Raw genomic sequence first — 24584 nt, forward strand, 5'->3', positions numbered from 1 at the left:
ATGTGCGCCAAGCTGGTCGAGTCGTTCAACCTGCTGGAACGGTTCCAGCAGCGCAATGGACGTGGCGTGCGTCCTGGCCTGGATGACAGCGCCTGGACCGAGATGGACATCAGCCGGCTGTCCGATGCCGGCTTTCTGGCGTTCTTCCGCCAGCAGGTCAGCCAGGCCCTGCAGCGCTACAACCAGGATGTCGGCCTGCCGATCCCGGTGCCCGACAGCCCGCTGCTCAGCCCGCTGATCCTCAAGCGCTACCGCGCAGGCAACGAGGAAAGGTTCCAGACCCATTTCGACTCGATCAACGAGGTCTGCGACCGCTACCTGGTCTTCCTCTGGTACCTCAATGACGTGGAGCAAGGCGGGCATACGTGGTTCCCGGGCCTTTGCACCGGCGTGGCGCCGCGAGCCGGCCGGCTGCTGATGTTCCCGCCCTACTGGATGTATGCCCACCAGGGACAGGCCGCGCCGTTGCAGGACAAGTACATCCTTTCCACCTACCTCCGGTTTCCACAGGCTCAGTCCAGGCGGTAACCGTAGCGTTCCACCCAGGGCCGTAGCAGTCCCAGCACCGGCGGGGTGAAGTGGTCGCGGTATCGGCGCCAGCGCTCCACCGCGCCGGCATGCAGGGGCTCGGTCACCTGGGCATAGCTGGGGGTGTTGATCCGCCGCCCGCGTGTCGCTGCCTGGCGGGCAAAATGGGCCTGGCCCGGCTCCCATTCCAGGCCGAGGCCGGCCATTACCAGCTCGACCTGCGCGCGCAGGTCCTGACCATGTCTTCGTAGCGCAACACATGGACCGGCGTCACCACCCGCTGCCGCTGCGTCTCCCAGTACGTCATCACCCGGTCGTAGGTCCAGGCCGTCGAATCGAGGTTTTCAAATGCCAGCACCCCGCCGTTCAGTCCGAACGCCTGCATGTGGCAGCTGAGCACGCAGTCGCAGGGATGGCGCAGCAGCAACAACCAGTGCGCGCGCGGGAACAGCCGGGCCACGTAAGGCACCCGGGTGAGGGTCAGCGGATACTTGTCCACCAGTTGCAGGCCGGTTTCAGGCACGTGCCTGCGGACTGCATGCCAGTAGCGCGCCCGCGCCTGGTGCAGAGCGCTGTCATCCAGCCGGTCGAGGGCGGCAAGCAGCTCGGCATCCTGCCAGCCGGGCGACTGCCGCAGGCTGGCGATCACTTCCTCCAGCGCCGGTCGCTCGTCCAGCACCTGGAGGCGGGAATGGGCGGCGAGGACGGTTTCAGCAGGGTGGTCCCCGACCGCAGGACCCCCACCAGGAACCATGGATCGGCCGGCAGCCCATCGGACCGCGGGGCCTGCCAGGTGGCCGGCGCAGGTCCACCAAGGACCTGGTCCAGCCAGGCCAGTGAAGCCTGCGAGGCGGGATCGGGGTGACGGCGGGCCAGGGCCACGCCCGCCAGCTGATGGGCATGGGCCAGCGCCGCCATCACCGCATCGACGTCGCCGGCAGCATCCAGTGCCTTGGCCTGCTCGAAACGCAGTTGCGCGCCCATTTCGCAGGAATCGCCCCGCCCCGCCCCCTCGGCCAGCACCTGCGCTGCCTCCGCATGGCGGCCTTGGCGACGCATCACCCGGCCCAGTGCCAACGCCTTCATCGCGTCCAGCGGCGCGGTGGCCACCGGCGCTTCCTCGAGCAGGCGCGCAGCCCGCTCCACCTGGTTGCGGCGCTCCAGCAGCAGCGCCAGCTGCAAGCGCGGCTCCACTGCCTGCGGGGCTTCATCCAGCACCTGCCGGTAAAGCGCCAGCGCGCGCTCGTCCTCACCGGCCTGGGCGAACAACCAGGCCAGTGCCCGTCGCTGCCCCGGGGCCAGTGAGGCCGGACGGAGATGCCCGATGCAGGGAGCGATCTCGCCAAAGCGCTCCAGTCCGGCCAGGCACTGGGCCCAGGCAAGACTCGTGTCTGCCGCCTGCGGTTCCTGCCGCCATGCCTGTGACAACAGGGCCTGCGCCTGCAGCAGACGTCCGCACCCCAGGTGCGCCAGGCCCAGCCCCAGCAGCAGCGGAACCCCGCTGGCACCCAGCTCCCCGGCGCGCAGGAAGGCGGCATGGGCCTGTTCGGCGTCGCCACAGTCAAGGCTGGCATTGCCCAGGTTGAGCCAGTGCGCGGGCTCACCGGGCTGGAGCCTGGTCAGCTGCACGAAGGCTTGCCGCGCCTCGTCCGGACGGTCCTGGGCCAGCAGGCTGATCGCCAGCAGCTGCCAAGCGTCCGGGCGTGCTCCATTCCTGCGGCCAGTGCATCGCGAACGAGCCGCTCGGCCTGCGCCGGCTGGCCGCTTTGCAGCATCTGTGCGGCGGATTGGAGACCTGCGGACACGAAGGCTTTCATGACGGTAACCGTGGAAGGATAGCAACGGCAGGAATGCGCGAATCCGCAAGGAATGGCAACAGCGTTGCGCAGGCCGGCACACCAGGGACGAGGCAAGGGAGCGAGGATTGAGGTGTCCGGATGCACGGCCTCCTCTCCAGCCGTAACGCCCCTCGCGCCCCGCGAGGCGCAAGGACAGTGCCCGGCCCACCGCCGGGCTTTTTTCACGCCGCCTGCACACCTCCACTCCACAAGATGCCGGCGGCAGTCAAGGCAGTGTGAGCAGCCTGGCACGCGGAGCGGCCGCACAGGGGCGCCCCCTCCACGATTCCTCCCATCACCAGCGGGCGCTGCCCGTCCGTGGAGTTGTCGTGCAGATCAAGATCCATTCCCTCCACGCCACCCGCTCGCTGGACATGACACAGCTGCCGGGCGATTGCCTGCATGCGGTACGCGGCCGCGGTCGCGGCGGTCGCATCCTGGTCCCACAGGGCTGGCTGAGCATGGTGCTGGCACTCCACGGCAGGCTGGACCTGCAATCCCAGCACGCCGAGTGGCAGCTGCGGCCGCGTCGACTGCAGATCTGGCTCGACGGCCCCCTGCACGCCAGCAATCGCGCCGGTTGCTGGTGGATCATGCTCACCGCACCGGCCGGGCTGTGGTCACACGGGCATGGCAGCAAACCGGAAGCCACCATCTTCCCGTGGGAGACCCCCTGTCCCCGTGATATCGCCCGCCCGCTGGTCCATCTGGCCCGACCACGGTGGACCGAGGAAGACGAAGGCGCCGGGCTGGGTGAGGTGCTCGGCACCCTGCTCCGGGCCGTCGCGGATCACGAGGCCGAACTGCAGGCCTGCCTGGCCCGCTGCAGCGGTCGCACCCTGCTGCGCCGGCAGCAGACGCTGCTGCGCCTGCTTCGCGTCCAGCACCTGATCCGCTCCACCCTGGACGGCCGCATGGACCTGGCCCGGCTGGCGGCCAGCGCCAATTACTCACCGTGCCACCTGCTCCGCGTCTACCGGGAAGTCTTTGGCGAGACCCCGAGCGAGTACGCCGCCCGCCTGCGCTACGAGCGTGCCTGGCAGCTGGTGCGCGAGAGCAGCCTGTCCGTCTGCGAGATTTCCCAGACCCTGGGCTTCGAAAGCGAAAGCGCCTTCTGCCGGGCGTTCAAGCACATCTTCGGCTGCACCACCAGCGAAGCGCGCCGGGGCTGCCCACCGCGCGCGGAAGGCAGCCAGGTCGCCGAGGCACTGTGCCTGGCCTGAGCGTGCGGCACTTGCGGCTCAGTGCCCGCCGTCGAGCGCCTTCAGCTCGCTCACCAGCTCGCTGGCCACACCAGCGCCATCGCCGTAGAGCATGCGGGTGTTGTCGGCGTAGAACAGCGCGTTCTCGATGCCCGCAAAACCGGTGCCCTTGCCACGCTTGATGACGATCGTGTTGCGCGACTGCACCACGTCCAGGATCGGCATGCCGTAGATGGGGCTGGATGGATCGGTTTTGGCCACCGGATTGACCACGTCATTGGCGCCGATCACCAGCGAGACGTCGGTGACGGCGAACTCCGGGTTGATGTCGTCCATGTCCGCGATCAGGTCATACGGCACACCGGCCTCGGCCAGGAGCACGTTCATGTGGCCGGGCATGCGGCCGGCAACCGGGTGGATGGCGAACTTCACCTTGACCCCGCGGTCGATCAGTCGCTGCGCCAGCTCCCAGATTTTGTGCTGGGCCTGGGCCACGGCCATGCCGTAACCGGGCACGATCACCACGCGCTCCGCGAACGCCAGCATCGCGGCCACGTCCGGGGCCTCGATCGGCTTCTGCGCACCTTCGATCTGCGCACCTTCGCCACTGCCGCCGCCGAAGTTGGAGAACAGCACGCCGCTGATCGGGCGGTTCATCGCCTTGGCCATCAACCGGGTCAGCAGGATGCCGGCCGCGCCGACCATCATGCCGGCGATGATCAGCGCCTGGTTGCCGAGCACGTAGCCTTCAAACGACACCGCCAGCCCGGTCAGCGCGTTGTACAGCGAGATCACCACCGGCATGTCGGCGCCGCCGATGGGCAGGGTCATCAGCACGCCCAGCGCCAGCGCCGCGACGAAGAAACCGATGATCACCGCCGGCTGCAGGCTGATGGCCGCCCACACGCCCAGCACCACCATGGCCACCGCGACCAGCAGATTGAAGGCCTGTTGGCCGGGGAAGATCACGCGGCGGTCGAGCCGGCCGTCGAGCTTGGCCCAGGCGATGACCGAACCGGACAGCGACACCGCGCCGATCGCCGCACCGATGACCGCCAGCGCCAGCACCGTGGCCGAAGGCTGGCGTGCAGCGAGGTCGGCGATGGCCTGCGCGCTCCAGTGGCTGGTGTCGCGCAGGGCCAGGTCGGAAAAACGCAGCAGCTCCACCGCGCCGATGGCCGCGGCCGAACCACCGCCCATGCCGTTGTACAGCGCCACCATCTGCGGCATGTCGGTGATGGCCACCTTCCTTGCCGACACCCACGCCATGCCAGTGCCCAGCAGCAGCGCCACCAGGATCAGCGCCAGGTTGTGCAGGCCCGGCAGGAAGAACGTGGCGACGGTGGCCAGCACCATGCCCAAGCCCGCCCACTGGATACCGCTGCGGGCGGTCGCCGGCGATGCCATGCGCTGCAGGCCCAGCAGGAACAGCGTCGCGGCCACCAGGTAACTCGCGTTCACCAGCATCGTCAGGCTCATGCACTCTCCTCCATGTCGGTCGCCGCGCCGGCGATGGCGCGCTTGTCCAGGCGATGGCGCTCGCGCATCACGATCGCCGTCTTCAACAACCCGAGCATGCCCAGGCCGTAGGCCACGAACCCCCACGACAGCTGGGATAAAGCAGTGGAGCTGGCCAGCGCCGTGCCCAGCAGGCCGAGCACGATAGGCAGCAGGGCCGACAGCGCCAGCACCCACAGCATCAGGTAGGCCTTGCGGGGATCTTCCCAGACCCGGCGCGACATCTCGTTCTGGGTCTTGTCCGGGTCCTGCAGCGAGGACAGTCCCACGCCCACGCCGAGGTACAGCAGCGCGCTGTTGTAGGCCTCGAGCATGCCGTCCATGCCGTTGAACAACGGCCGCGCGGCACTGGCAAGGCCGGCCAGCATTGCCGGGTACTGCAGGTAGCTGAGCGCCTGGAACACCTGCCGCGGCTCGAGCTGGCGGACGCCGGAGACCCTCGCGCGCAGGCTCATTGATCCTTACCGCCCGGCTTCTTGGAGGTCCTGAACATCTCCAGCATGCGCTCGGTGACCACGTAGCCGCCTGCCGCATTGCCCGCGCCCAGCACGACGGCGATGAAGCCAATCGCCTTCTCCAGCGTGGTATCGGCGTGGCCGAGCACGACCATCGCGCCAATCAGCACGATGCCGTGGATGAAGTTGGATCCGGACATCAGCGGCGTGTGCAGGATCACCGGCACCCGCGAAATGATCACATGGCCGGCGATGGCCGCCAGCATGAAGATGTACAACGCCACGAAACCGTCGCCCATTGCGTGCTCTCCGTCGGGGATCCCCGCCCGCATCATAACCACGGCTGAACCTGTGCAGCCCGCCGGTCAACGCTCTTGGCCCCGGGGCGTTTGATACGGCATCCCTACCGAGACCGCTAAGCTGTGCTGGTGAGCCCATCCCCTGCCCCGACCGACGCCGCTGCGCCCGACCTCCCGGCGTCGCTGGAGGCCTTCCTGGCCGGCATCGGGACACGTGCGTTCCGCTTCGCCGAAGCCGGACTGCGACAGCGCGAGGATGCGCTGGACGCGGTGCAGGACACGATGGAGCGCATGCTCGGCTATGCCGACCGCCCGGCAGGAGAATGGACGCCGCTGTTCTGGAGCATCCTGCGCCGTCGCATCATCGACGTGCAGCGCCGCAGCAACTTCCGCCTGCGGTTCTGGGCCCCGGCCACCACCGGCGACCAGGACGACATCGACTGGGCCGACCAGGGGCCGGGTCCGGCCGAACAGCAGGAACAGCAGCAGCAGTACGCCCGCCTGGTACAGGCCCTGCGCACCCTGCCGGCACGGCAGCGCGAAGCCTTCACCCTGCGCGTGCTGCAGGAGCTGGACGTGGCCATCACCGCCACGGTGATGGGCTGTTCGGAAGGCTCGGTAAAGACCCACCTGTCGCGTGCGCGCGACGCCCTGCAGCAACAACTGGAGAGTTCCCCGTGAACCGCCACCAAGATCCCGGGATGTTCGACCAGGCAATGCGCGGCCTGCATGCCGATGCGCTGGCCTCGGTGTCCCCCGCCACCCTGGCCCGCCTGCGCAGCGCGCGGCACCAGGCCACCGCCCCTGCCGCCCGTCGCGGCCGCGCATGGATGGTGGCCACCGCCTGTTCGGGGGTGCTGGCCGTCGCCCTCGGCGTGGACTACCTCAAGCAGCCGCACTATCCGGCCGTGCCGGACGAAGCCGCCCTGCTGGCCACGGCGCTGGGCGAGGATGCCGGCCTGCTCGACGAGAACCCCGACCTCTACCTGTGGCTGGCCTCGGACAGCTACCTGGCGATGGAATGACGATGATGAAAGCGCACTGGATCCTGGTTCTCCTGCTGGCCGCAGGCCTCCCGCTGGCCGCGCACGCCGAGCCGCTGCCCGCCTGGGAGCAGCTCACCGAACAGCAACGCCAGCACCTGCTCGCGCCGGTGCGAGAGCGCTGGAATGCGGCTTCCCCGGAACAGCGCCAGCGCATGTACGACCGCGCCCGACGCTGGGAAGCGCTGAGCCCGGACCAGCGCAGGCAGGCGCGCGAAGGCATGAACCGTTTCGAGCGGATGTCGCCGCAGCAGCGCGAACAGGCACGCGTGCTGTTCCAGCAGATGCGCGCGATGACGCCGGCGCAGCGCGACGAGTTGCGCGCCCGGTGGAAGCAGATGTCCGCGCAGCAACGACGCGAGTGGGTCGAGCAGCACCGGACCGCCGCACCCGGGCGCTGATGCCCTGGGCACCCCGTCCGGCCACATCTTCCGGATCAGCCGGCTTCGGCGCTCCAGCGCGTGCGCGCCAGCAGCTCGTCGTCCCAGTCGTAGGCGATGGTCCCGTCCCTGAGGAACAGCGCGACGAAGTTGTAGACGTTGCGTGCGTACATCTCGCTGGCGTGCACCGCGCCCTGGCTGGCCAGGTTGAGCGGGCCGGCGACAGTCACGCCGTCATGCTCGAAGATCTCGCCGGGACGGGTCAGTTCGCAGTTGCCACCGGTTTCGGCGGCGAGGTCGACGATCACGGCGCCGGGCTTCATTCCTTCCACCATTGCCGCACTGATGACGCGTGGGGCGGCGCGCCCGGGAACGGCCGCGGTGCTGATGACCACGTCCACCCCGCGCAGGTGCTCGCCCAGCCGGCGCTGCTGCTCGGCCAGTTCCGCGGCGGTGAGCTGGCGCGCGTAACCGCCTTCGCCAGCCGCACTCATGCCCAGGTCAAGGAAGCGTCCGCCCAGGGATTCGATCTGCTCGCGGGTTTCCGGCCGCACGTCGAAGCCTTCCACTTGCGCGCCCAGGCGCCGCGCCGTGGCGATTGCCTGCAGGCCCGCAACGCCGGCGCCGATCACCAGCACCTTGCTCGGACGGATGGTGCCGGCGGCCGTGGTCAGCATCGGGAAGAAACGCGGCGCCAGTTGCGCGGCGATCAGCGTGGCCTTGTAGCCGGCCATGCCGGCCTGCGAACTGAGCACGTCCATCGCCTGCGCGCGCGTGGTGCGTGGCAGCCGTTCCAGCGGGAAGGCAGCCAGCTGGCCATCGTGGAAGGCACTGGCACGCGCCGGCTCGGCCGCCGGAAACAGCATGCCGACCACCGCCGCTCCCGGCTTCAACGCCTGCAGCCTGGCCGGTGGGGGGCACTGCACGCACAGCACGATGTCCGCGCGGGCGGCCAGGTCATCGGCGGCCGGATGGGCACCGGCTTTGAGGTAGGCCTGGTCGCTGAAACCTGCCGCGGCGCCAGCGCCCGGTTCGAACCAGACGTTGGCACCCAGTGCCGCCAGCTTCCTTGCGGTCTCGGGGGTAGCGGCCACGCGCCGCTCGCCTGCCGCACTTTCCTTGATCACCAGCACTTCCACGGCCATGTACGTCCCCGCGCATCAGTGGATGCCCGGATCGTAACAGCCGCCCACGCCACACGCAGGTCGCCTGACGCGTGTGGCTATCCGGGGATATCGAAGGAGGGGACAAGGCGCACGGGGCGCCCCGGGGTCAGTGGACCGTCGGCGAAGCCAGGGGGTCGAGGCGGTCGATCACGCCCTGCATCGCGCTGTCGAAGGCACCGTCGTTGACGTGCGCACGCAGGCGACCCAGCCGCACCATCACCGCCAGTTCCTCGGGCGAGGCCACGCAGAAGCGCACGCCACGGCGGTTGACGAACAGCAGGCGCGAGGAAATCGGGCTGATCCACGACAGCTTGCCGGCCTGGACCTTGCCGTCCTTGTCGACGAAATCCAGCCAGGTCCCGATGGCCATGCCGCGGAAGCGGTCGGCATCGGCATTGTCGAAATCATCGGTGTCGGCGACGCCGGACAGCTCTACCGTGGGAGTCTCGGCCGGCGGGGCCGACGGCAACACCACCTGCGGCAGTTCGGGCAGGTCGCGTTCCAGCTCCGGCCGGGCTTCGGCGATGGACTGCAGGGTGTCATGCAGCGCATCGATGGCGCTGGTGCTGGCATCCCCGTGCAGCCCGACACTGGCAAATACCTTGCGAAGCGCTGGCTGCCAGGCCTGCAGCCATGGCTTGCCGACAATGTGGCGGCGCGCCTCGGACAGTTCCTCGAGCACGCCATCGGCCAGCTGCAGCGCTTCCTGCACGCCCGCCCCTTCATCGCCTTCGCGCAGCAGGGTCAGGGTCAGGTGATGGGTCCACGGCTGGCGCAGGAATTCCTCGATCGCCTTGGGCAGGGAGCCCGGCTCGCCGGTACGGCTGTCCAGCTCGGTGCCGGCACGGCTGCGGGCCAGCTCGAGCTTCTCCTGGCCGCGCTGGGTTTCGGCGGCGCGGCGCTCGGCGATCTCGATGCGGCGACGGTGCTGGGCGAGGAATTCGCGGAACTCCTCCTCCAGGGTCAGGAAGATCGCCAGGTTCTCGTTGAACTCGGCCACCAGGCGCTCGATGATTTCCTCGACCTTGCCCATCAGCACGCGCTCGGCAGGGCTCTCGCCGGTATTGCCCTCGCAGGCCTCGGCCAGCGAGTTGAGCAGCTTGCGCGCCGGGTGGGTCTTCTGCACGAACATGCGGCGGTCGAGCATCGCCACCTTCACGAACGGCACTACCAGACGGCCGATCAGCTCGCGCGAACGGCCTTCCAGGTCGCGCTCGTCGAGCATGACGTCAAACAGCATGCCGACCAGGTCGATCGCGTCCTCGTCCTGCGGATCCAACCGCGCGGTCGAGGGCTCGACGCCCAGCTGGGTGGCATTGGAAAGCACTTCGCTCTTCAGCCGCTGGGCCAGCGACTCGCCGTTCTCGCCGATGGCGGCGTTGAGCGTGGCACTTGGCGTTGCCTGCAGCAGCGACAGCACCGACAGCATCTCGCGCTGGGTCAGCGGGCGCTGCTGGCCGACGGCGGTGGTCGCCGCGGCCGTGGTGTCCTCGCGCACGCTGCGGGTCTGGGCCAGCAGCTCGTGCAGGGCATCGAGCAGCACCGCCTGGTCTGGCGGACCGGACTGGCGCTCGGCGCTGCGCCCCCCCATGCCCTGCATGCGACCGCGGCTCTCGGCCCAGCGGTCGACGAAGCGGCGGGCCCAGGCCGGAGCGTACTGGTCCTCGTACTTGTCCTCGGCCGCCTCGGGTTCGTTCCCGGCAACCGGTGCCGGCCGCGGGCGCGGCGCCGGCCGCTGCGGGCGGCTGATGTTCGGCATCACGCCTTCCTGGGCGAGCTTCTCGTCCAGGTCCTCGTAGAGCTTGCCGATGCTGGCGGCGAGGTCACGCTCGCACAGCTTGATCAGCACCAGGCGCACTTCCGGCGCCAGGTCGCTGGTGGCGAAGGCCTCATGGATGGCCACGCCGATGTGTTCGGGGCCGATCGGGTTGTTGTCGGCGTCCAGCTCCAGGCCACCGGCGATCCAGCCCAGGCGGCGGTCCAGGCGCGCGAGCACGGCCTTGAAGTCGCGCAGCAGCACGGTGGCGAGGTTGCGCACCGCCAGGCGCGACTCGAGCACGTGCTCGGGCACCAGGCTCAGGCCACTGCCCTCGACTTGGCCGGCCAGGGCCTTCTCGGCCGAGACCAGGGTGCCGGCCTCCAGCCCGTCCCAGGCAAGTGCCAGGTGCGAGCGGAAACGGGTGGAGATTTCCTCGCGGCGGCGACGCAGTTCACGCATGCCGTCCAGGAACAGCAATTGCGAGGAACCCGCGCTTTCGGCACGGTCGAACAGCACGTCGTCAAAACGCGCGACCACCGAGGCGAATGTCTTCCCCAGCACCGGCAACGCGGCTTCGCGCGCGAGTGCCAGCAAGCGCTGGTCGCGGCCACCGTGGGCGGTCGGAATGGGGTTGGACATCATGCGCAAAAAATCCCGGCCTTCGCGGGCCCGATACTAGGTGGGAAACGGAGTGTGACGCAGATGCGGTTCCCCTTGTTCCGCTTGGTGATGGTAGGTAACCAAGCTGAATGGGACAGTGACGGGGTCCGCACTTTGGCCCTCCTCGCCGGCCCCCCGGCAATGTCCGTATCGTAAGCGCGCACATGATGTGAAGCGAGTGAAGAAGACTTCGTGAAGACCGCGCGACGTCACAGAAAATGGGTGCGACCGGCGACGCCTATAATCCCGTGGTTTCCACGCGCCAGGACACCATGGCCCTCGCCCATTCATTGCAGGCGCTCGACCAGCGCCGCTCCGTCCCCTCCCGCCAGCTCGCCGGGCCCGGCCCTGACGATGCCACGTTGATGCAGATCCTCGCCTCGGCCGTGCGCGTGCCCGACCACGGCAAGCTGGTCCCGTTCCGCTTCCTGCGCATCCAGGGCGAGGCCCGGTACGCCCTTGGCCGGTTCGTCGCGGCACGCTCGAAGGCCCGCAATCCGGAGGCCAGTGAGGCGGTGCTGGACAAGGACCGCCAGCGGTTCTCGCATGCGCCGCTGGTCATCGCCGTCATCGCGCGAGTGGATTCCCAGCACAAGGTGCCCGCGCAGGAACAGTTGCTCACCGCCGGCTGCGTGTGCTTTGCGCTGCTGCAGGCCGCGCAGGCCCATGGTTTCGGCGCGCAATGGCTGACCGCATGGATGGCCTATGACGAGGAGGTCGCCCGCCATCTCGGCCTGTCGGCGAACGAGCGCGTGGTCGGCTTCATCCATATCGGCACGGCGCAGACCGAGGTGCCCGAACGGCCGCGCCCCGACCCGGCCGCGCTGCTGCAGGACTGGACGCCCTGATGGATGTCGTGGCCGCCACGGCGCCGCGCTCGCCGCTCTACCTGGTCGATGCCAGCCTGTACGTGTTCCGCGCCTGGCATTCGATGCCTGACGAGTTCCGCGACGCGCAGGGCTGGCCGACCAACGCGGTGCATGGGTTTGCCCGTTTCCTGCTCGACCTGCTCGAGCGCGAGCGCCCGCGGCACATCGCCATCGCCTTCGACGAGGCGCTGGACAGCTGCTTCCGCCATCGCATCTACGCCGGCTACAAGGGCAACCGCGAGCCGGCGCCTGACGAGCTGCGCCGCCAGTTCGCCCACTGCAAGGCGCTGTGCGCCGCGCTGGGCCTGGGCGTGCTGGCCCACCACGAATACGAGGCCGACGACCTGATCGGTACCGCCCTGCATGCGCATCGCGATGCCGGCTTCCGCGGCGTGATCATCTCCGCCGACAAGGACCTGTCGCAGCTGCTGTACGAACACGACGAGCAGTGGGACTACGCGCGCAACCAGCGCTGGGGCATGTCCGGGGTCAAGGCGCGCCACGGTGTGCACGCCCACCAGATCGCCGACTACCTGGCGCTGTGCGGCGATGCGGTGGACAACATTCCCGGCGTCACCGGCATCGGCGCCAAGTCCGCCGCCGTGCTGCTGGCGCACTTCGGCAGCCTCGACGCGATGCTCGAGCGCATCGACGAGGTCCCGTTCCTGCGGCTGCGCGGCGCCGCAGCCATGGCCATACGCCTGCGCGAGCAGCGCGAACATGCGCTTCTGTGGCGGCAGCTGACCACGATCGCGCTGGATGCGCCGCTGCCGGCCGATGCCGCGCAGTTCGTCCGGGTGCAGGCCGATGCCGACATGCTCGGCGGCCTGTGCGAGGCGCTGCGCTTCGGCCCACTGACCCGGCGCCGCCTGTTCGCTGCGGCCGGCCTGGAAACCCTCTCCCCACCTGCCCACGAATTCGCATGAATCCCAACAACGCCCCGCCCCGCGTCGTCTACGAAGGCAAGTACCAGCGCATGGTGGTGCGCGGCACCTGGGAATACTCCGAGCGCACCCACGCCGGCGGCCTGGCCGCGATCATCATCGCGGTGACCCCGGCCGACGAGGTGCTGTTCGTCGAGCAGTTCCGCGTGCCGCTGCAGGCCAAGTGCATCGAGATGCCGGCCGGGCTGGTGGGCGACATCCATGCCGGTGAGTCGATCGAGGCTTCGGCGATCCGCGAACTGGAAGAGGAAACCGGCTGGACCGCCGAACACGCCGAGGTGCTGATGATCGGCCCGACCTCGGCCGGCGCCAGCAGCGAGAAGATCGCCTTCGTCCGCGCCAGCGGCCTGAGCAAGGTCGGCGAAGGCGGCGGCGATGAAACCGAGGACATCTTCGTCCACCACGTGCCGCGCACGCGTGCCGCGGCCTGGCTGGTGGAAAAGATGGGCCAGGGCTACCAGCTCGACGCCAAGCTCTGGGCCGGGCTGTGGATGATCGAACACGAACTGGATGGCACGCCGCGTGGCTGATTCAGGCTTTTCTGCCGTGCTCCCGCTGCTGGGCCGCGACGACCCGGCGCCCTTCGTCGTCCACCGCGAACACGGTGGCTCCCCCTTCGTGTTGATCGCCGACCATGCCGGCCAGGCAGTGCCGGCCGCGCTGCAGGGCCTGGGCATCGCCCGGGCCGAACTGGACCGCCACATCGGCTGGGACATCGGCATCTCCGGCACCACAAGGGCGCTGGCCGGGCTGCTGGATGCGTGGATGATCGAACAGGTCTATTCGCGACTGGTGATCGACTGCAACCGCCCGCTGCCGTCGCCGACCCTGATTCCGGCGCTCAGCGACGGCACCGCGATTCCCGCCAACGCTTGCATTTCAGAGGCGGCCCGCAAGGCGCGAGTGGAGGCGATCCATGCGCCCTACCACGCCCGCATCAGCGCCGAACTGGCGGCCCGCGCCGCCGCCGGCCGCGACACCGTGCTGGTGCTGATGCACAGCTTCACCCCGGTGATGAATGGCCAGGCGCGGCCGTGGCATTGCGGCGTGCTGTACAACCGCGACGACCGCCTGGCCCGCCGCCTGCTTGCCGCGCTGCGCGCCGAAGGCGACCTGGTGGTCGGCGACAACCAGCCGTACTCGGTCAGCGATGACAGCGATTACGGCGCCAACGTGCACGCCGAGGCGCGTGGACTGCCCTACGTGGAACTGGAAATCCGCCAGGACCTGATTGCCGATACCGCCGGTCAGCAAGCGTGGGCACAACGCTTGGCCCGGCTGTTGCCGGGCCTGCTCACCGATTGAGCGGCGGAAACAGAAAGGGCGGCCAGTGGCCGCCCTTCTTCATGCCTTGCGTCGCAGGTGATCAGGCGAAGCGGTCGGTTGCCTCGACCAGCGCGTGTACGTTCTCGGCCTCGAAGGCCGAATGGCCACTGGCCGGATTGATCACCAGCTGCGCCTTCGGCCAGGCCTTGTGCAGGTCCCAGGCGTTGGCCAGCGGGCAGACCACGTCGTAGCGGCCATGCACAATCACGCCGGGGATGTCGGCGATTTTGTGCGCGTCGCGCAGCAGCTGGTCCTCGACCTCGAAGAAGCCGCCGTTGACGAAGTAGTGGTTCTCGATGCGGGCGAAGGCCAGCGCGAAGTGGGGGTCTTCGTGGCTGTTGATGAAGTCCTCGTCCACGTGCAGATAGCTGGTGGCGCCCTCCCACACGCTCCACGCCCTGGCCGCGGCCAGGCGGGTGGCTTCGTCCTCGCTGGTCAGACGGCGGTGGAAGGCCGAGATCAGGTCGTGTCGCTCCACCGGCGGGATCGCCTTGATGTAGTGCTCCCAGGCATCCGGGAACAGGCGGTTGGCCCCTTCCTGGTAGAACCACTCCAGCTCCCAGCGGCGCAGCATGAAGATGCCGCGCAGCACCAGCTCGGTCACCCGTTGCGGGTGGGTTTCGGCGTAGGCCAGGGCCAGGGTCGAGCCCCAGCTCCCGCCGAACACCTGCCACTGGTCGATGCCCAGGTGTTCGCGCAGCTTCTCGATGTCGGCGACCAGGTCCCAGGTGGTGTTGTCGACCAGGTCCGCGTGCGGGGTCGAGCGGCCCGAGCCGCGCTGGTCGAACAGCACGATGCGGTATTTGGCCGGGTCGTGGAAGCGGCGCATCTTGTCGGTGCAGCCGCCGCCCGGGCCGCCGTGCAGCATCACCACCGGCTTGCCGTCGGGATTGCCGCACTGCTCGAAATACAGTGTGTGGCGGTCATCGACCTTCAGCGAGCCGACGTCGTAGGGGGTGATCTCGGGATGGAGGGTGCGCATGGCGGTACAGGCTTCGGAACAGGCCCACAGTCTAGCCCAGCCGAAAAAACCCTCCCCCGCCGACGCCTCAGCCCGGCAGCCTGCCTAATGTCACGCGGTCGCGCTGTTCCAGGTCCTGCACGGTGGCGACCTCGACGAAGCCACGCTGCTCCAGCAGCGTGCGGATCGCCGGGCCCTGGTCCCAGCCGTGTTCAAGCAGCAGCCAGCCGCCGGGAACCAGATGGCCCGGGGCGCCGGCCACGATCTCGCGGATCGCATCCAGCCCGTCGGCACCGGCGGAAAGTGCTGCGGGCGGTTCGAAACGCAGATCGCCCTGCTCCAGGTGCGGATCGGCGGCGGCGATGTAGGGTGGGTTGCTGACGATCATGTCGAAGCGCTCCCTGCCCAGCGCGGTGTACCAGCTACCGCGGCGGAACCAGACGTTCTCGATGCCGTGGTCGCGGGCATTGCGCACCGCCATGGCCAGGGTCGGGCCGAGCAGGTCGGTGGCGATGACGCTGGTGGCCGGGCGCTCGCTGGCGATGGCCAGGGCGATCGCGCCGCTGCCGGTGCCCAGGTCGGCCACCCGCAGGGGTTCGCCATCGGGCAACCGGGCCAAGGCCTGTTCGACCAGCAGCTCGGTCTCCGGGCGCGGGATCAGGGTGTCGCCGCTGACCTGCAGGTCCAGGGTCCAGAAGCCACGGCGGCCGGTCAGGTAGGCCAGCGGGCGCCCCGCCGCACGCTGGGTGACCAGGTCGTGGAAGCGCTCCACGCCCTCGCCTTCGATCTCGTCGCGGTCATGGGCGAACAGCCAGGCGCGGTCCTTGCCCAGGGCATGCATCAGCAGCAGCCCGGCTTCGTGGCGGGGCTCATCGCCGGGCAGTTGGCGGGCAGCTTGCTGGAGCAGATCGGCGACGCTGGGCACGCGGGTTCTCGGCAGGGACGGGGCGGCAAGGATACGCGCCGGGCCCGCCCTTGCCGCGCCGGAGCAGACCCGCCGTGGAGTGGTAACGAATCACCGCATCTATCGGCGCCACCGGCTACCGGGGCTTGGAACGGGGCCATCCGGCCCGATATCGAGGGTTGGGGCAGCTGAACAGGCTGATCAATAGCCAATATCTATTGATACGATCTAATCAATCCATTTGTTTGATTAGGCAAAGCCTATTAATCTGGCCACCAAGTTCTCCACCCACCCTGCAACACAGAGGAAATCTGATGTCCTTGATCAACACCCAGGTCCAGCCGTTCAAGACCCAGGCCTTCCACAATGGCCAGTTCGTCGAAGTCTCCAACGAGACCATGAAGGGCAAGTGGTCGGTTGTGATCTTCATGCCGGCTGCCTTCACCTTCAACTGCCCGACCGAGATCGAAGACGCCGCTGACAACTACGCCGAGTTCCAGAAGGCCGGCGCCGAGGTCTACATCGTCACCACCGATACCCACTTCTCGCACAAGGTGTGGCACGAGACCTCGCAGGCCGTGGGCAAGGCCAAGTTCCCGCTGGTCGGCGACCCGACCCACCAGATGACCAAGGCGTTCAACGTCCATATCGACGAAGAAGGCCTGGCCCTGCGCGGCACCTTCGTGATCAACCCGGAAGGCGTGATCAAGACCATGGAAGTGCACTCCAACGAGATCGCACGTGACGTCTCCGAAACCCTGCGCAAGCTGAAGGCTGCCCAGTTCACCGCCGCCAACCCGAACCAGGTGTGCCCGGCCAAGTGGAAGGAAGGCGCTGCCACCCTGACCCCGTCGCTGGACCTGGTCGGCAAGATCTAAAGCCGCACCCCATCCCCATTCCGCTTTGGCGGAGTGGGGGTGAACCGCAGCGTGTTGGCCCCGCCCGCCACACGCCAGCCAGCCCAGCGCGCTGCGGTTCCCCCCTACGTCTTCCGGTGCGCAGCCTGATCGCCGCGCCCTCCCCCCCGCTTTGCCTCGACCAAGGAACCTTGCCGTGCTCGATGACACCCTCAAGTCCCAGCTCCAGCAGTACATGGGTCTGCTGCGCCAGCCGCTGCGCCTGATCGCCTCGCTCGATGACAGCGCCACCTCGCAGGAAATGCGCGGGTTGCTGGATGACATCGTCGCCGCCGGCAACGGCAGGATTTCGCTGGACACCAGCGGCAGCGATGCGCGCCGCCCGTCGTTCGTGATCGCCCGCGAAGGCGAGTCCACCGGCGTGCGCTTTGCCGGCCTGCCGCTGGGCCACGAGTTCACCTCCCTGGTGCTGGCCCTGCTGTGGACCGGCGGCCACCCGCCGAAGGTCGAGCAGGACGTGATCGACAGCATCAAGGCGATCGAGGGCGAGCACGACTTCGACGTCTACATGTCGCTGACCTGCCACAACTGCCCGGACGTGGTGCAGGCGCTGTCGCTGATGGCGATCCTCAACCCGAACATCCGCACCACCGTGATCGAAGGCGGCGCGTTCCAGGCCGAAGTCGAGCAGCGCCAGGTCATGGCGGTGCCGATGGTGTTCCGCGGCGGCGAGATGTTCGACTCGGGCCGCATGAGCGTGGAGCAGATCGTGGCCAGGCTGGACACCGGCGCGGCCAAGCGCGATGCCGCCCGCCTCTCGGCCAAGGACGCCTTCGACGTGCTGGTGGTGGGCGGTGGCCCGGCCGGTTCGGCCGCGGCGATCTACGCCGCCCGCAAGGGCATCCGCACCGGCGTGGCCGCCGAGCGCTTTGGTGGCCAGGTGCTGGACACCATGGCGATCGAGAACTTCATCTCGGTCAAGGAAACCGAAGGCCCGAAGCTGGCCTCGGCGCTGGAAGAGCACGTCAAACAGTACGACGTGGACATCATGAATCTGCAGCGCGCCACCGAACTGGTCCCGGCCGGCGCCGATGGCCTGGTCGAGGTCAAGCTGGAGAATGGCGGTTCACTGAAGTCCAGGACCGTGATCCTGTCCACCGGTGCACGCTGGCGGCAGATGAACGTGCCGGGCGAGGACCAGTACCGCAACAAGGGCGTGGCCTACTGCCCGCACTGCGATGGCCCGCTGTTCAAGGGCAAGCGCGTGGCGGTGATCGGCGGCGGCAACTCCGGCGTCGAGGCCGCGATCGACCTGGCCGGCATCGTCGCCCACGTCACCCTGTTCGAGTTCGACTCCAAGCTGCGTGCCGACCAGGTGTTGCAGGACAAGCTGCGCAGCCTGTCCAACGTCACCATCATCACCAGCGCGCTGACCACCGAGGTGCTGGGTGACGGCCAGAAGGTGACCGGCCTGGTCTACACCGACCGCGTCGGCGGCGATTCGCACCGCGTCGAGCTGGAAGGCATCTTCGTCCAGATCGGCCTGCTGCCGAACACCGAATGGCTCAAGGGCACGGTCGAGCTGAGCAACCGCGGCGAGATCGTCATCGACGACCGCGGCCAGACCAACGTGCCGGGCGTGTTCGCCGCCGGTGACTGCACCACGGTGCCGTACAAGCAGATCATCATCGCCATGGGTGCCGGCGCCACCGCCTCGCTCAGCGCATTCGACCACCTCATCCGCACCTCGACCCCGGCGCCGGCGGCCGCGGTGGCCGAAGCCTCCTGACCTGCCCCTGTCGCAGGCGCCCCTCACGGGGCGTCTGCGATGATCCGGGCGGTGGTCGCCTTCCACGGAATCCACCATGAACCTGCGTGACCTCAAATACCTGGTGGCGCTGGCCGAGCACAAGCATTTCGGCCGCGCCGCGGCCGCCTGCTTCGTCAGCCAGCCCACCCTGTCCACCCAGATCCGCAAGCTGGAGGATGAACTGGGCGTACCGCTGGTCGAGCGCGCCCCGCGCAAGGTCATGCTGACCCCGGCCGGTCGCGAGGCCGCCGCACGTGCGCGCGGCATCGTCGCCGAGGTCGAGCAGATGAAGGAGGCGGCACGCCGCAGCCGCGACCCGGAGGCCGGCACCGTGCGCCTGGGCATCTTCCCCACGCTGGGCCCGTACCTGCTGCCGCACGTGATCCCGAGCATCCGCGAGCGTTTCCCGCAGCTGGAGCTGCTGCTGGTCGAGGAAAAGAGCGACCTGCTGCTGGAGCAGCTGCGCAATGGCCGCCTGGACGCCGCCCTGCTCGCCCTGCCAGTGGCCGATGACCAGCTGCACGCCGAGTTCCTGTTCGAGGAGCCCTTCGTGGTGGCGGTCCCCGACAGCCACCCGCTGGCCGCGCGCCCGGGCCTGGACCTGGACGAGCTGTCCCAGCACCGCCTGCTGCTGCTGCAGGACGGCCACTGCCTGCGCGACCAGGCGCTGGATGTCTGCCACATGGCCGGCGCCCAGGAGAAGCCCGAGTTCCAGGCCACCAGCCTGGAGACGCTGCGGCAGATGGTCGCGGCCAATGTCGGCATCACCCTGATGCCGATGCTGGCGGTGCAGCCGCCGGTGGCGCAGTCGGAGAACATCCACCTGCTTGGCTTTACCGGCCCGGTCCGCCCCAGCCGCCGCATCGGCATGGTCTGGCGCCGCAGCTCGGCCATGGGCAGCTTCCTGGAGCAACTGGCGCAGCTGTTCCAGTCGCTGCCGCAGGAACTGTTCGCCCTGCCGGCCGAGCGCCCGGCCCGCGACCAGACACCGCTGCGGCGCGCCTCCTGAAGGCTTGCCGGGAACCCCCGGCCCCCGGGTCGCATCCGGCCCGCATTGCCAGCACAATAGCCAAGGGGCGGTACCCACGCGGTGCCGCCTTTTTGCTGTTTCTTTTTTTTCAACACCAAGGAGTTCCTGCAATGCCGACCAACAGTGGTCTTCCCCCGTCAATCACCGTGTCCAGCCGTGACCTGGCCCGCCTCGAGGCCATGCTTGAATCCCCCGCGCTGAGCCGGCACCCGGCCGCGATCGCGCTGGGCGAAGAACTGAACCGGGCTACGATCCTTGCGCCCGAAGAGATTCCCGACGGCATCGTCACCATGCATTCGCAGGTTGAATGCGAGGACGAGCTGCAGAATGAGAAGCACATCCTGACCCTGGTCTATCCGCACGAGGCGGACGTGGACAAGGGCCGGGTGTCGGTACTGGCCCCGGTCGGCAGCGCCCTGCTCGGCCTGTCGGTTGGCCAGTCCATTGACTGGGTCGCGCCCGGAGGCCGCAAATTGCGCCTGCGCGTGACCGCCGTCCATTACCAGCCCGAGTCCGCGGGCGACCTCCACCGCTGAGCGCGTGCGCCGGCGACGAACCTACAGGAAGTGCCAATGAGCCAGACCCCGCCCTCCAAGCTTTCCCGGTTGCGTGACCTTTCGGTCGTCGTGGCCGATACCGGCGACTACGAGGCGATCAAGCGACTGCGCCCGGTGGACTGCACCACCAATCCGACCCTGGTGAAGAAGGCGCTGGACCTGCCGGTCTACGAGGACCTTATCGCCCGCGAACTGGCCTGGGGCCGCACCCAGGCCGGCCCCCGCGAGACCGTGGTCAATGCCGTCGCCGACCGCCTGACCGTGGGCGTGGGCGCGCTGCTGTCGGAACTGGTGCCGGGTCGTGTCTCCACCGAGGTCGACGCCGACCTGGCCCATGACACCGCCGCCACCGTGGAAAAGGCACGGCAGTTCATCGCCATGTACGCCGAAGCCGGGGTGCCGCGCGGGAAGGTGCTGATCAAGATTGCCGCCACCTGGGCCGGCGTGGAGGCCGCGCGCGTGCTGCAGGCCGAAGGCATCGACTGCAACCTGACGCTGATCTTCAACCCGACCCAGGCGCTGGCCTGCGCCGAGGCCGGGGCGTTCCTGATCTCGCCGTTCGTCGGCCGCATCCTGGACTGGCACGTGGCCAAGGGCCAGGTTCCGGCCAGCATCGACGAGGACCCGGGCGTGCAGTTCGTGCGCGGCGTCTACGACACCTTCAAGCAGCGCGGCCTGGCGACCGTGGTGATGGGCGCCTCGTTCCGCTCCACCGCGCAGATCGAGGCGCTTGCCGGTTGCGACCGGCTGACGATCTCGCCGGACCTGCTGGAAAAGCTGGACGCCGACCACGGCGAGCTGACCCGCAAGCTGCATCCGGCGACCGTCCAGGCTGCCGGCCAGCATGTGCCGGTGGACAGCGCGCGCTTTGCCGCCGATCTGGCCGCCGACGCGATGGCTACCGAGAAGCTGGCTACCGGTATCGAGGCCTTCGCCAAGGACCTGGACGCGCTGCGCGCCCGCATCGCCGGCGAACTGGCCGCCTGAGCCAGCGCGGCGTGGCGCCTGCCGGCGCTGCGCCGCTGTTTTCCTTCCTGCCTGTTCCTATCCGGCGCGCATCACCAGATGCCCAGCGCCAGCCCGGCCGCGAGGGTACGGCCCAGTTCCCGGGCCTGTTCGAGCGCCTCTTCCGGCGGATGCTTTGCCGCCTGGATCGCCTCCGGACCCTGCGCATGGGTGCAGACCAGCAGTGGCTCGGCCACTTCGCGCAGACGCAGGCCGGTGGCGATCCGCCGCAACTGGGCGATGCTGGGCTGCCCATCGGAGCCGGCGCACACCACCAGCGCGCAAGGCTTGCCCTCGCAGCGTCCCAGCAGCGGGTAATAGCTGCGGTCGAAGAAATCCTTGAGCTGGCCGCTGATCGCGGCCAGGCACTCCGGCGTGGCGAACACCACGCCATCGGCGGCCAGCACGTCGCTGGCGCAGGCCTGCGCGGCCGGCAGTCCACGCACGCGCACGCCGCCTTCGGCCTGCGCACCCGCCACCAGCGCGCGGACCAGCGCGGCGGTGCCGCCGGTCTGGCTGTGCCAGACCACCAGCAGGAGCGGCTCCGCCATCAGGCGATGAGGCCGATCGGGCAGCTCACGCCGGTGCCGCCGATGCCGCAGTAACCGTTGGGATTCTTCGCCAGGTACTGCTGGTGGGGGTCCTCGGCGTAGTAGAACGGCGCGGCCGGGAACACAACCTCGGTGGTGATGTCGCCATGGCCGGCGGCATGCAGCTGCTGCTGGTACAGCGCGCGGCTGGCGATTGCCGCCTCATGCTGGGCCTGGTCGTGGCAGTGGATCACCGAGCGGTACTGGGTGCCGGTGTCATTGCCCTGGCGCATGCCCTGGGTCGGGTCGTGGTTCTCCCAGAACGTGCGCAGCACCTGCTCGCGGCTGACCTTGCCCGGATCGAACACCACGCGCACCACCTCGGCATGCCCGGTCAGGCCCGAGCACACTTCCTCGTAGGTGGGATTGGGGGTGACCCCGCCCTGGTAGCCGACCGCGGTGCTGACCACGCCCGGCAGTTGCCAGAACTTGCGCTCGGCGCCCCAGAAACAGCCCATGCCCACGTCCAGCACTTCCAGACCGGCAAATTCCGCGCGCAGCGGCTGGCCGTTGACGTAATGCACGTTGTGCAGCGGCAGTGGCGTGTAACGTCCGGGCAGTGCCTCCTCCGGGCGCGGCAGTCGCTGCTTGAACGCGCCGATGCCCAGCAGTCCGCTTCCGATTCCCAACATGGCTGTCTCCTCAGGCCGGCAGGATGCCGGACGTTCCTTCCTCCCAGATGGGGTCGGCGTCGTCACCGGCCAAGTCGGCCGGGACCAGCGCCGCGATGACCGCCTGCGCCTGCTCCCCCGCCGAATCAGGCACGCAGACCCGCAGCACGCCGAACAAGGGCAGCTCGCCCATGCCACCGAGCAGTGATTCACCCAGCACGAAGGCCGGGATGCCGGCATCCTCCAGCGCGTGCTTGACCATATGGGCATCGAACAGGTTGTCGGCCTGGTAGACCAGCTGCATGGGGGCTCCGGGGCGATCGGCGGGGTCCCATCATGCCCGCGCAGGCGGGCACCGGCGTGAGCATGTCCGGCCGCCTGCCAGCGGCGCCGTGGCCACCGGCAGGGCCGCGCCGGCTCGGCTAAACTTGTGGTTTGCCTGCCGACATCCCCCCGCCATGTCCGAAACCACTGCCCCCGCCGCCGATGCTGCGCCGGAAACCGCGCCGGAGAAGCGTGACTTCATCCGACAGATCGTCCGCGAGGACCTGGCCAGCGGCAAGCACACCGCGATCAAGACCCGTTTCCCGCCCGAGCCCAATGGCTACCTGCATATCGGCCATGCCAAGTCGATCTGCCTGAACTTCGGCATCGCCGGCGAGTTCAACGGCGTGTGCAACCTGCGCTTCGACGACACCAACCCGGCCAGGGAAGATCCCGAATACGTCGCCGCGATCCAGGATGACGTGCGCTGGCTGGGCTTTGAGTGGAACGAGCTGCGCCACGCCTCGGATTACTTCGAGGCCTATTACCTGGCCGCGCAGAAGCTGATCCGCGAGGGCAAGGCCTATGTCTGTGACCTGTCGGCCGAGGAAGTGCGCGCCTACCGCGGCTCGCTGACCGAGCCGGGCCGCGAGTCGCCGTACCGCAACCGCAGCGTCGAGGAGAACCTGGACCTGTTCGCGCGCATGCGCGCCGGCGAGTTCCCCGATGGCAGCCGCACCCTGCGCGCCAGGATCGACATGGCCAGCGGCAACATCAACCTGCGCGACCCGGCGATCTACCGGATCAAGCACGTCGAGCACCAGAACACCGGCAACGCGTGGCCGATCTATCCGATGTACGACTTCGCCCACGCGCTGGGTGATTCGCTCGAGGGCATCACCCACTCGCTGTGCACGCTCGAGTTCGAGGACCACCGCCCGCTGTATGACTGGTGCGTGGACAACGTCGACTTCGCCCATGACGACGCGCTGACCCAGCCGCTGGTCGACAAGGGCCTGCCGCGCGAGGCCGGCAAGCCGCGCCAGATCGAGTTCTCGCGCCTGAACATCAATTACACGGTGATGAGCAAGCGCAAGCTGATGGCGCTGGTCACCGAGAAGCTGGTCGATGGCTGGGACGACCCGCGCATGCCGACCCTGCAGGGCCTGCGCCGTCGCGGCTACACCGCCGGTGCGATGCGCCTGTTCGCCGAGCGCGTGGGCATTTCCAAGCAGAACTCGATGATCGACTTCTCGGTACTCGAGGGCGCGCTGCGCGAGGACCTGGACAGTGCCGCCGCGCGCCGCATGGCCGTGATCGAGCCACTGAAGCTGGTGCTGACCAACCTGCCCGAAGGCCACGAAGAGTCGCTGACCTTCGCCAACCACCCCAAGGATGAGTCCTTCGGCAGCCGCCAGGTGCCGTTCGGCCGCGAGCTGTGGATCGAGCGCGAGGACTTCGCCGAAGTCCCGCCCAAGGGCTGGAAGCGCCTGGTGCCGGGCGGTGAGATCCGCCTGCGCGGCGCCGGCATCGCCCGCGTCGACGAGGTCATCAAGGACGAGGCCGGCAACGTGGTCGAGCTGCGCGGCTGGCTGGATCCGGAATCGCGCCCGGGCATGGAAGGCGCCAACCGCAAGGTCAAGGGCACCATCCACTGGGTCAGCGCCGCGCACGCGGTGCCGGCCGAGATCCGCCTGTACGACCGCCTGTTCTCGGTCGAGAACCCGGACGACGAATCCGAGGGCAAGACCTACCGCGACTACCTGAATCCGGAATCGCGCAAGGTCGTCATCGGCTATGTCGAGCCGGCCGCGGCCGAGGCCTCGCCGGAGACCTCGTTCCAGTTCGAGCGCACCGGCTACTTCGTCGCCGACCGCCGCGACCACCGCGCCGACAGGCCGGTGTTCAACCGCTCGGTCACCCTGCGCGATACCTGGGCCCGATAAGGCCCGACGCTGCCCCGCGCCACGGCCGGGGCGCACCCAACCAGGACGGACCGGCCCGTGCC

Annotated in this window: 28 protein-coding genes; 15 read left to right on the plus strand and 13 right to left on the minus strand. The window is 68.8% G+C overall.

Features of this window, described 5'->3' with window-relative positions; translation table 11 throughout:
- Positions 1-528 carry a 2OG-Fe(II) oxygenase gene (locus LG380_RS08995; protein WP_225764683.1) on the plus strand — a complete coding sequence of 176 codons (528 nt, stop codon included), beginning with the start codon at positions 1-3 and terminating at the stop codon, positions 526-528.
- Here LG380_RS08995 and LG380_RS09000 read toward each other — a convergent pair.
- From LG380_RS09000 to LG380_RS09010, 3 genes are read right to left on the minus strand one after another with little or no spacing between them, the layout of a single operon-like run.
- Complete coding sequence (locus LG380_RS09000) at positions 513-734, minus strand: hypothetical protein (protein WP_225764685.1); 222 nt, start codon at positions 732-734, stop codon at positions 513-515. The genes LG380_RS08995 and LG380_RS09000 overlap by 16 nt on opposite strands.
- Positions 734-1177, minus strand: coding sequence for a sulfotransferase (locus LG380_RS09005; protein ID WP_225764686.1), 444 nt, complete (start codon positions 1175-1177; stop codon positions 734-736). Before LG380_RS09005 ends, LG380_RS09000 begins: the two co-directional genes overlap by 1 nt.
- Entirely contained in the window at positions 1174-2571 is a 1398-nt protein-coding gene (locus LG380_RS09010; RefSeq protein ID WP_318780079.1) for a tetratricopeptide repeat protein, read from the minus strand. Before LG380_RS09010 ends, LG380_RS09005 begins: the two co-directional genes overlap by 4 nt.
- Before the next feature lie 124 nt (positions 2572-2695).
- Between LG380_RS09010 and LG380_RS09015 the strand changes: the two genes are divergently transcribed.
- Positions 2696-3589, plus strand: a complete 894-nt coding sequence (locus LG380_RS09015; protein WP_225764688.1) for an AraC family transcriptional regulator — start codon at positions 2696-2698, stop codon at positions 3587-3589.
- An 18-nt stretch (positions 3590-3607) separates the two neighbouring features.
- Here LG380_RS09015 and LG380_RS09020 read toward each other — a convergent pair whose 3' ends face one another.
- The 3 genes from LG380_RS09020 to LG380_RS09030 are packed head-to-tail and all read right to left on the minus strand — an operon-like array spanning position 3608 to position 5840.
- Positions 3608-5047: an NAD(P)(+) transhydrogenase (Re/Si-specific) subunit beta gene (locus LG380_RS09020; RefSeq protein ID WP_225764689.1), complete on the minus strand. Its 1440-nt coding sequence runs from the start codon at positions 5045-5047 to the stop codon at positions 3608-3610.
- Positions 5044-5541, minus strand: a complete 498-nt coding sequence (locus LG380_RS09025; RefSeq protein ID WP_225764690.1) for a hypothetical protein — start codon at positions 5539-5541, stop codon at positions 5044-5046. Before LG380_RS09025 ends, LG380_RS09020 begins: the two co-directional genes overlap by 4 nt.
- Positions 5538-5840, minus strand: coding sequence for an NAD(P) transhydrogenase subunit alpha (locus LG380_RS09030; RefSeq protein WP_225764691.1), 303 nt, complete (start codon positions 5838-5840; stop codon positions 5538-5540). The genes LG380_RS09025 and LG380_RS09030 overlap by 4 nt, the downstream gene beginning before the upstream one ends.
- A gap of 123 nt (positions 5841-5963) precedes the next feature.
- On the opposite strand from LG380_RS09030, the gene LG380_RS09035 reads away from it, so the two are divergent.
- From LG380_RS09035 to LG380_RS09045, 3 genes are read left to right on the plus strand one after another with little or no spacing between them, the layout of a single operon-like run.
- Entirely contained in the window at positions 5964-6521 is a 558-nt protein-coding gene (locus LG380_RS09035) for an RNA polymerase sigma factor (RefSeq protein ID WP_225764692.1), read from the plus strand.
- Positions 6518-6865 (plus strand): hypothetical protein, encoded by a 348-nt coding sequence (locus LG380_RS09040; protein ID WP_225764693.1) that lies wholly within the window; start codon positions 6518-6520, stop codon positions 6863-6865. Before LG380_RS09035 ends, LG380_RS09040 begins: the two co-directional genes overlap by 4 nt.
- Before the next feature lie 5 nt (positions 6866-6870).
- Positions 6871-7284, plus strand: a complete 414-nt coding sequence (locus LG380_RS09045) for a DUF3106 domain-containing protein (protein ID WP_225764694.1) — start codon at positions 6871-6873, stop codon at positions 7282-7284.
- A gap of 35 nt (positions 7285-7319) precedes the next feature.
- On the opposite strand, the gene LG380_RS09050 is transcribed toward LG380_RS09045, so the two are convergent.
- Together LG380_RS09050 and LG380_RS09055 are read right to left on the minus strand one after the other, a co-directional pair.
- The gene (locus LG380_RS09050; RefSeq protein WP_225764695.1) at positions 7320-8408 is read right to left on the minus strand and encodes an NAD(P) transhydrogenase subunit alpha; all 1089 of its coding nucleotides are present in this window, start codon (positions 8406-8408) and stop codon (positions 7320-7322) included.
- Between the two features lie 127 nt (positions 8409-8535).
- Positions 8536-10830, minus strand: coding sequence for a DUF1631 domain-containing protein (locus LG380_RS09055; RefSeq protein WP_225764697.1), 2295 nt, complete (start codon positions 10828-10830; stop codon positions 8536-8538).
- Between the two features lie 290 nt (positions 10831-11120).
- Between LG380_RS09055 and LG380_RS09060 the strand changes: the two genes are divergently transcribed.
- Genes LG380_RS09060 through LG380_RS09075 form a run of 4 tightly spaced genes read left to right on the plus strand, consistent with a single transcriptional unit; the run spans position 11121 to position 13966 of the window.
- Positions 11121-11696, plus strand: a complete 576-nt coding sequence (locus LG380_RS09060) for a nitroreductase (RefSeq protein ID WP_225766539.1) — start codon at positions 11121-11123, stop codon at positions 11694-11696.
- Entirely contained in the window at positions 11696-12643 is a 948-nt protein-coding gene (locus LG380_RS09065) for a 5'-3' exonuclease H3TH domain-containing protein (RefSeq protein WP_225764698.1), read from the plus strand. Before LG380_RS09060 ends, LG380_RS09065 begins: the two co-directional genes overlap by 1 nt.
- A complete protein-coding gene (locus tag LG380_RS09070; protein ID WP_225764699.1) occupies positions 12640-13191 on the plus strand; it encodes an NUDIX hydrolase in 552 nt (183 codons plus the stop codon). Before LG380_RS09065 ends, LG380_RS09070 begins: the two co-directional genes overlap by 4 nt.
- Entirely contained in the window at positions 13172-13966 is a 795-nt protein-coding gene (locus LG380_RS09075) for an N-formylglutamate amidohydrolase (RefSeq protein WP_225764700.1), read from the plus strand. The genes LG380_RS09070 and LG380_RS09075 overlap by 20 nt, the downstream gene beginning before the upstream one ends.
- 61 nt (positions 13967-14027) lie before the next feature.
- On the opposite strand, the gene pip is transcribed toward LG380_RS09075, so the two are convergent.
- The gene (gene pip / locus LG380_RS09080; RefSeq protein WP_225764701.1) at positions 14028-14969 is read right to left on the minus strand and encodes a prolyl aminopeptidase; all 942 of its coding nucleotides are present in this window, start codon (positions 14967-14969) and stop codon (positions 14028-14030) included.
- Positions 14970-15036: 67 nt separating this feature from the next.
- Positions 15037-15873, minus strand: coding sequence for a peptide chain release factor N(5)-glutamine methyltransferase (gene prmC / locus LG380_RS09085; RefSeq protein ID WP_225764702.1), 837 nt, complete (start codon positions 15871-15873; stop codon positions 15037-15039).
- A 293-nt stretch (positions 15874-16166) separates the two neighbouring features.
- On the opposite strand from prmC, the gene ahpC reads away from it, so the two are divergent.
- The 5 genes from ahpC to LG380_RS09110 all read left to right on the plus strand — a co-directional run bounded on the left by ahpC (position 16167) and on the right by LG380_RS09110 (position 21093).
- Positions 16167-16730: an alkyl hydroperoxide reductase subunit C gene (ahpC, locus tag LG380_RS09090; RefSeq protein WP_225764703.1), complete on the plus strand. Its 564-nt coding sequence runs from the start codon at positions 16167-16169 to the stop codon at positions 16728-16730.
- Between the two features lie 175 nt (positions 16731-16905).
- The gene (gene ahpF / locus LG380_RS09095; RefSeq protein WP_225764704.1) at positions 16906-18498 is read left to right on the plus strand and encodes an alkyl hydroperoxide reductase subunit F; all 1593 of its coding nucleotides are present in this window, start codon (positions 16906-16908) and stop codon (positions 18496-18498) included.
- Positions 18499-18574: 76 nt separating this feature from the next.
- The gene (gene oxyR / locus LG380_RS09100) at positions 18575-19528 is read left to right on the plus strand and encodes a DNA-binding transcriptional regulator OxyR (protein WP_225764705.1); all 954 of its coding nucleotides are present in this window, start codon (positions 18575-18577) and stop codon (positions 19526-19528) included.
- 131 nt (positions 19529-19659) lie between these two features.
- Positions 19660-20085 (plus strand): nucleoside diphosphate kinase regulator, encoded by a 426-nt coding sequence (gene rnk, locus LG380_RS09105; RefSeq protein WP_225764707.1) that lies wholly within the window; start codon positions 19660-19662, stop codon positions 20083-20085.
- A 36-nt stretch (positions 20086-20121) separates the two neighbouring features.
- The gene (locus LG380_RS09110) at positions 20122-21093 is read left to right on the plus strand and encodes a transaldolase (protein ID WP_225764709.1); all 972 of its coding nucleotides are present in this window, start codon (positions 20122-20124) and stop codon (positions 21091-21093) included.
- 71 nt (positions 21094-21164) lie between these two features.
- On the opposite strand, the gene LG380_RS09115 is transcribed toward LG380_RS09110, so the two are convergent.
- Genes LG380_RS09115 through LG380_RS09125 form a run of 3 tightly spaced genes read right to left on the minus strand, consistent with a single transcriptional unit; the run spans position 21165 to position 22616 of the window.
- Positions 21165-21662 carry an NAD(P)H-dependent oxidoreductase gene (locus tag LG380_RS09115; RefSeq protein ID WP_225764711.1) on the minus strand — a complete coding sequence of 166 codons (498 nt, stop codon included), beginning with the start codon at positions 21660-21662 and terminating at the stop codon, positions 21165-21167.
- Positions 21662-22333, minus strand: a complete 672-nt coding sequence (gene msrA, locus LG380_RS09120; RefSeq protein ID WP_225764713.1) for a peptide-methionine (S)-S-oxide reductase MsrA — start codon at positions 22331-22333, stop codon at positions 21662-21664. The genes LG380_RS09115 and msrA overlap by 1 nt, the downstream gene beginning before the upstream one ends.
- A gap of 10 nt (positions 22334-22343) precedes the next feature.
- Positions 22344-22616 (minus strand): DUF2007 domain-containing protein, encoded by a 273-nt coding sequence (locus LG380_RS09125; RefSeq protein ID WP_225764716.1) that lies wholly within the window; start codon positions 22614-22616, stop codon positions 22344-22346.
- A 154-nt stretch (positions 22617-22770) separates the two neighbouring features.
- Between LG380_RS09125 and LG380_RS09130 the strand changes: the two genes are divergently transcribed.
- Positions 22771-24522: a glutamine--tRNA ligase/YqeY domain fusion protein gene (locus LG380_RS09130; RefSeq protein ID WP_225764717.1), complete on the plus strand. Its 1752-nt coding sequence runs from the start codon at positions 22771-22773 to the stop codon at positions 24520-24522.
- The last annotated feature ends 62 nt before the right edge of the window (positions 24523-24584 follow it).

The organism is Stenotrophomonas sp. Marseille-Q4652 (genome assembly GCF_916618915.1).
GTDB lineage: Bacteria > Pseudomonadota > Gammaproteobacteria > Xanthomonadales > Xanthomonadaceae > Stenotrophomonas.

Excerpts from the sequence above, each read along its gene's own strand:
- LG380_RS09050 (WP_225764695.1), bottom strand. The coding sequence starts at position 8,408 with ATGGCCGTGGAAGTGCTGGTGATCAAGGAAAGTGCGGCAGGCGAGCGG.
- LG380_RS09025 (WP_225764690.1), bottom strand. The coding sequence starts at position 5,541 with ATGAGCCTGCGCGCGAGGGTCTCCGGCGTCCGCCAGCTCGAGCCGCGG.
- LG380_RS09020 (WP_225764689.1), bottom strand. The coding sequence starts at position 5,047 with ATGAGCCTGACGATGCTGGTGAACGCGAGTTACCTGGTGGCCGCGACG.
- msrA (WP_225764713.1), bottom strand. The coding sequence starts at position 22,333 with ATGTTGGGAATCGGAAGCGGACTGCTGGGCATCGGCGCGTTCAAGCAG.
- LG380_RS09110 (WP_225764709.1), top strand. The coding sequence starts at position 20,122 with ATGAGCCAGACCCCGCCCTCCAAGCTTTCCCGGTTGCGTGACCTTTCG.
- LG380_RS09130 (WP_225764717.1), top strand. The coding sequence starts at position 22,771 with ATGTCCGAAACCACTGCCCCCGCCGCCGATGCTGCGCCGGAAACCGCG.
- oxyR (WP_225764705.1), top strand. The coding sequence starts at position 18,575 with ATGAACCTGCGTGACCTCAAATACCTGGTGGCGCTGGCCGAGCACAAG.
- LG380_RS09065 (WP_225764698.1), top strand. The coding sequence starts at position 11,696 with ATGGATGTCGTGGCCGCCACGGCGCCGCGCTCGCCGCTCTACCTGGTC.
- pip (WP_225764701.1), bottom strand. The coding sequence starts at position 14,969 with ATGCGCACCCTCCATCCCGAGATCACCCCCTACGACGTCGGCTCGCTG.
- rnk (WP_225764707.1), top strand. The coding sequence starts at position 19,660 with ATGCCGACCAACAGTGGTCTTCCCCCGTCAATCACCGTGTCCAGCCGT.
- LG380_RS09060 (WP_225766539.1), top strand. The coding sequence starts at position 11,121 with ATGGCCCTCGCCCATTCATTGCAGGCGCTCGACCAGCGCCGCTCCGTC.
- LG380_RS09075 (WP_225764700.1), top strand. The coding sequence starts at position 13,172 with ATGGCACGCCGCGTGGCTGATTCAGGCTTTTCTGCCGTGCTCCCGCTG.
- LG380_RS09030 (WP_225764691.1), bottom strand. The coding sequence starts at position 5,840 with ATGGGCGACGGTTTCGTGGCGTTGTACATCTTCATGCTGGCGGCCATC.
- LG380_RS09125 (WP_225764716.1), bottom strand. The coding sequence starts at position 22,616 with ATGCAGCTGGTCTACCAGGCCGACAACCTGTTCGATGCCCATATGGTC.
- LG380_RS09045 (WP_225764694.1), top strand. The coding sequence starts at position 6,871 with ATGAAAGCGCACTGGATCCTGGTTCTCCTGCTGGCCGCAGGCCTCCCG.
- LG380_RS09000 (WP_225764685.1), bottom strand. The coding sequence starts at position 734 with ATGGCCGGCCTCGGCCTGGAATGGGAGCCGGGCCAGGCCCATTTTGCC.
- LG380_RS09055 (WP_225764697.1), bottom strand. The coding sequence starts at position 10,830 with ATGATGTCCAACCCCATTCCGACCGCCCACGGTGGCCGCGACCAGCGC.
- LG380_RS09070 (WP_225764699.1), top strand. The coding sequence starts at position 12,640 with ATGAATCCCAACAACGCCCCGCCCCGCGTCGTCTACGAAGGCAAGTAC.
- LG380_RS09115 (WP_225764711.1), bottom strand. The coding sequence starts at position 21,662 with ATGGCGGAGCCGCTCCTGCTGGTGGTCTGGCACAGCCAGACCGGCGGC.
- LG380_RS08995 (WP_225764683.1), top strand. The coding sequence starts at position 1 with ATGTGCGCCAAGCTGGTCGAGTCGTTCAACCTGCTGGAACGGTTCCAG.
- ahpC (WP_225764703.1), top strand. The coding sequence starts at position 16,167 with ATGTCCTTGATCAACACCCAGGTCCAGCCGTTCAAGACCCAGGCCTTC.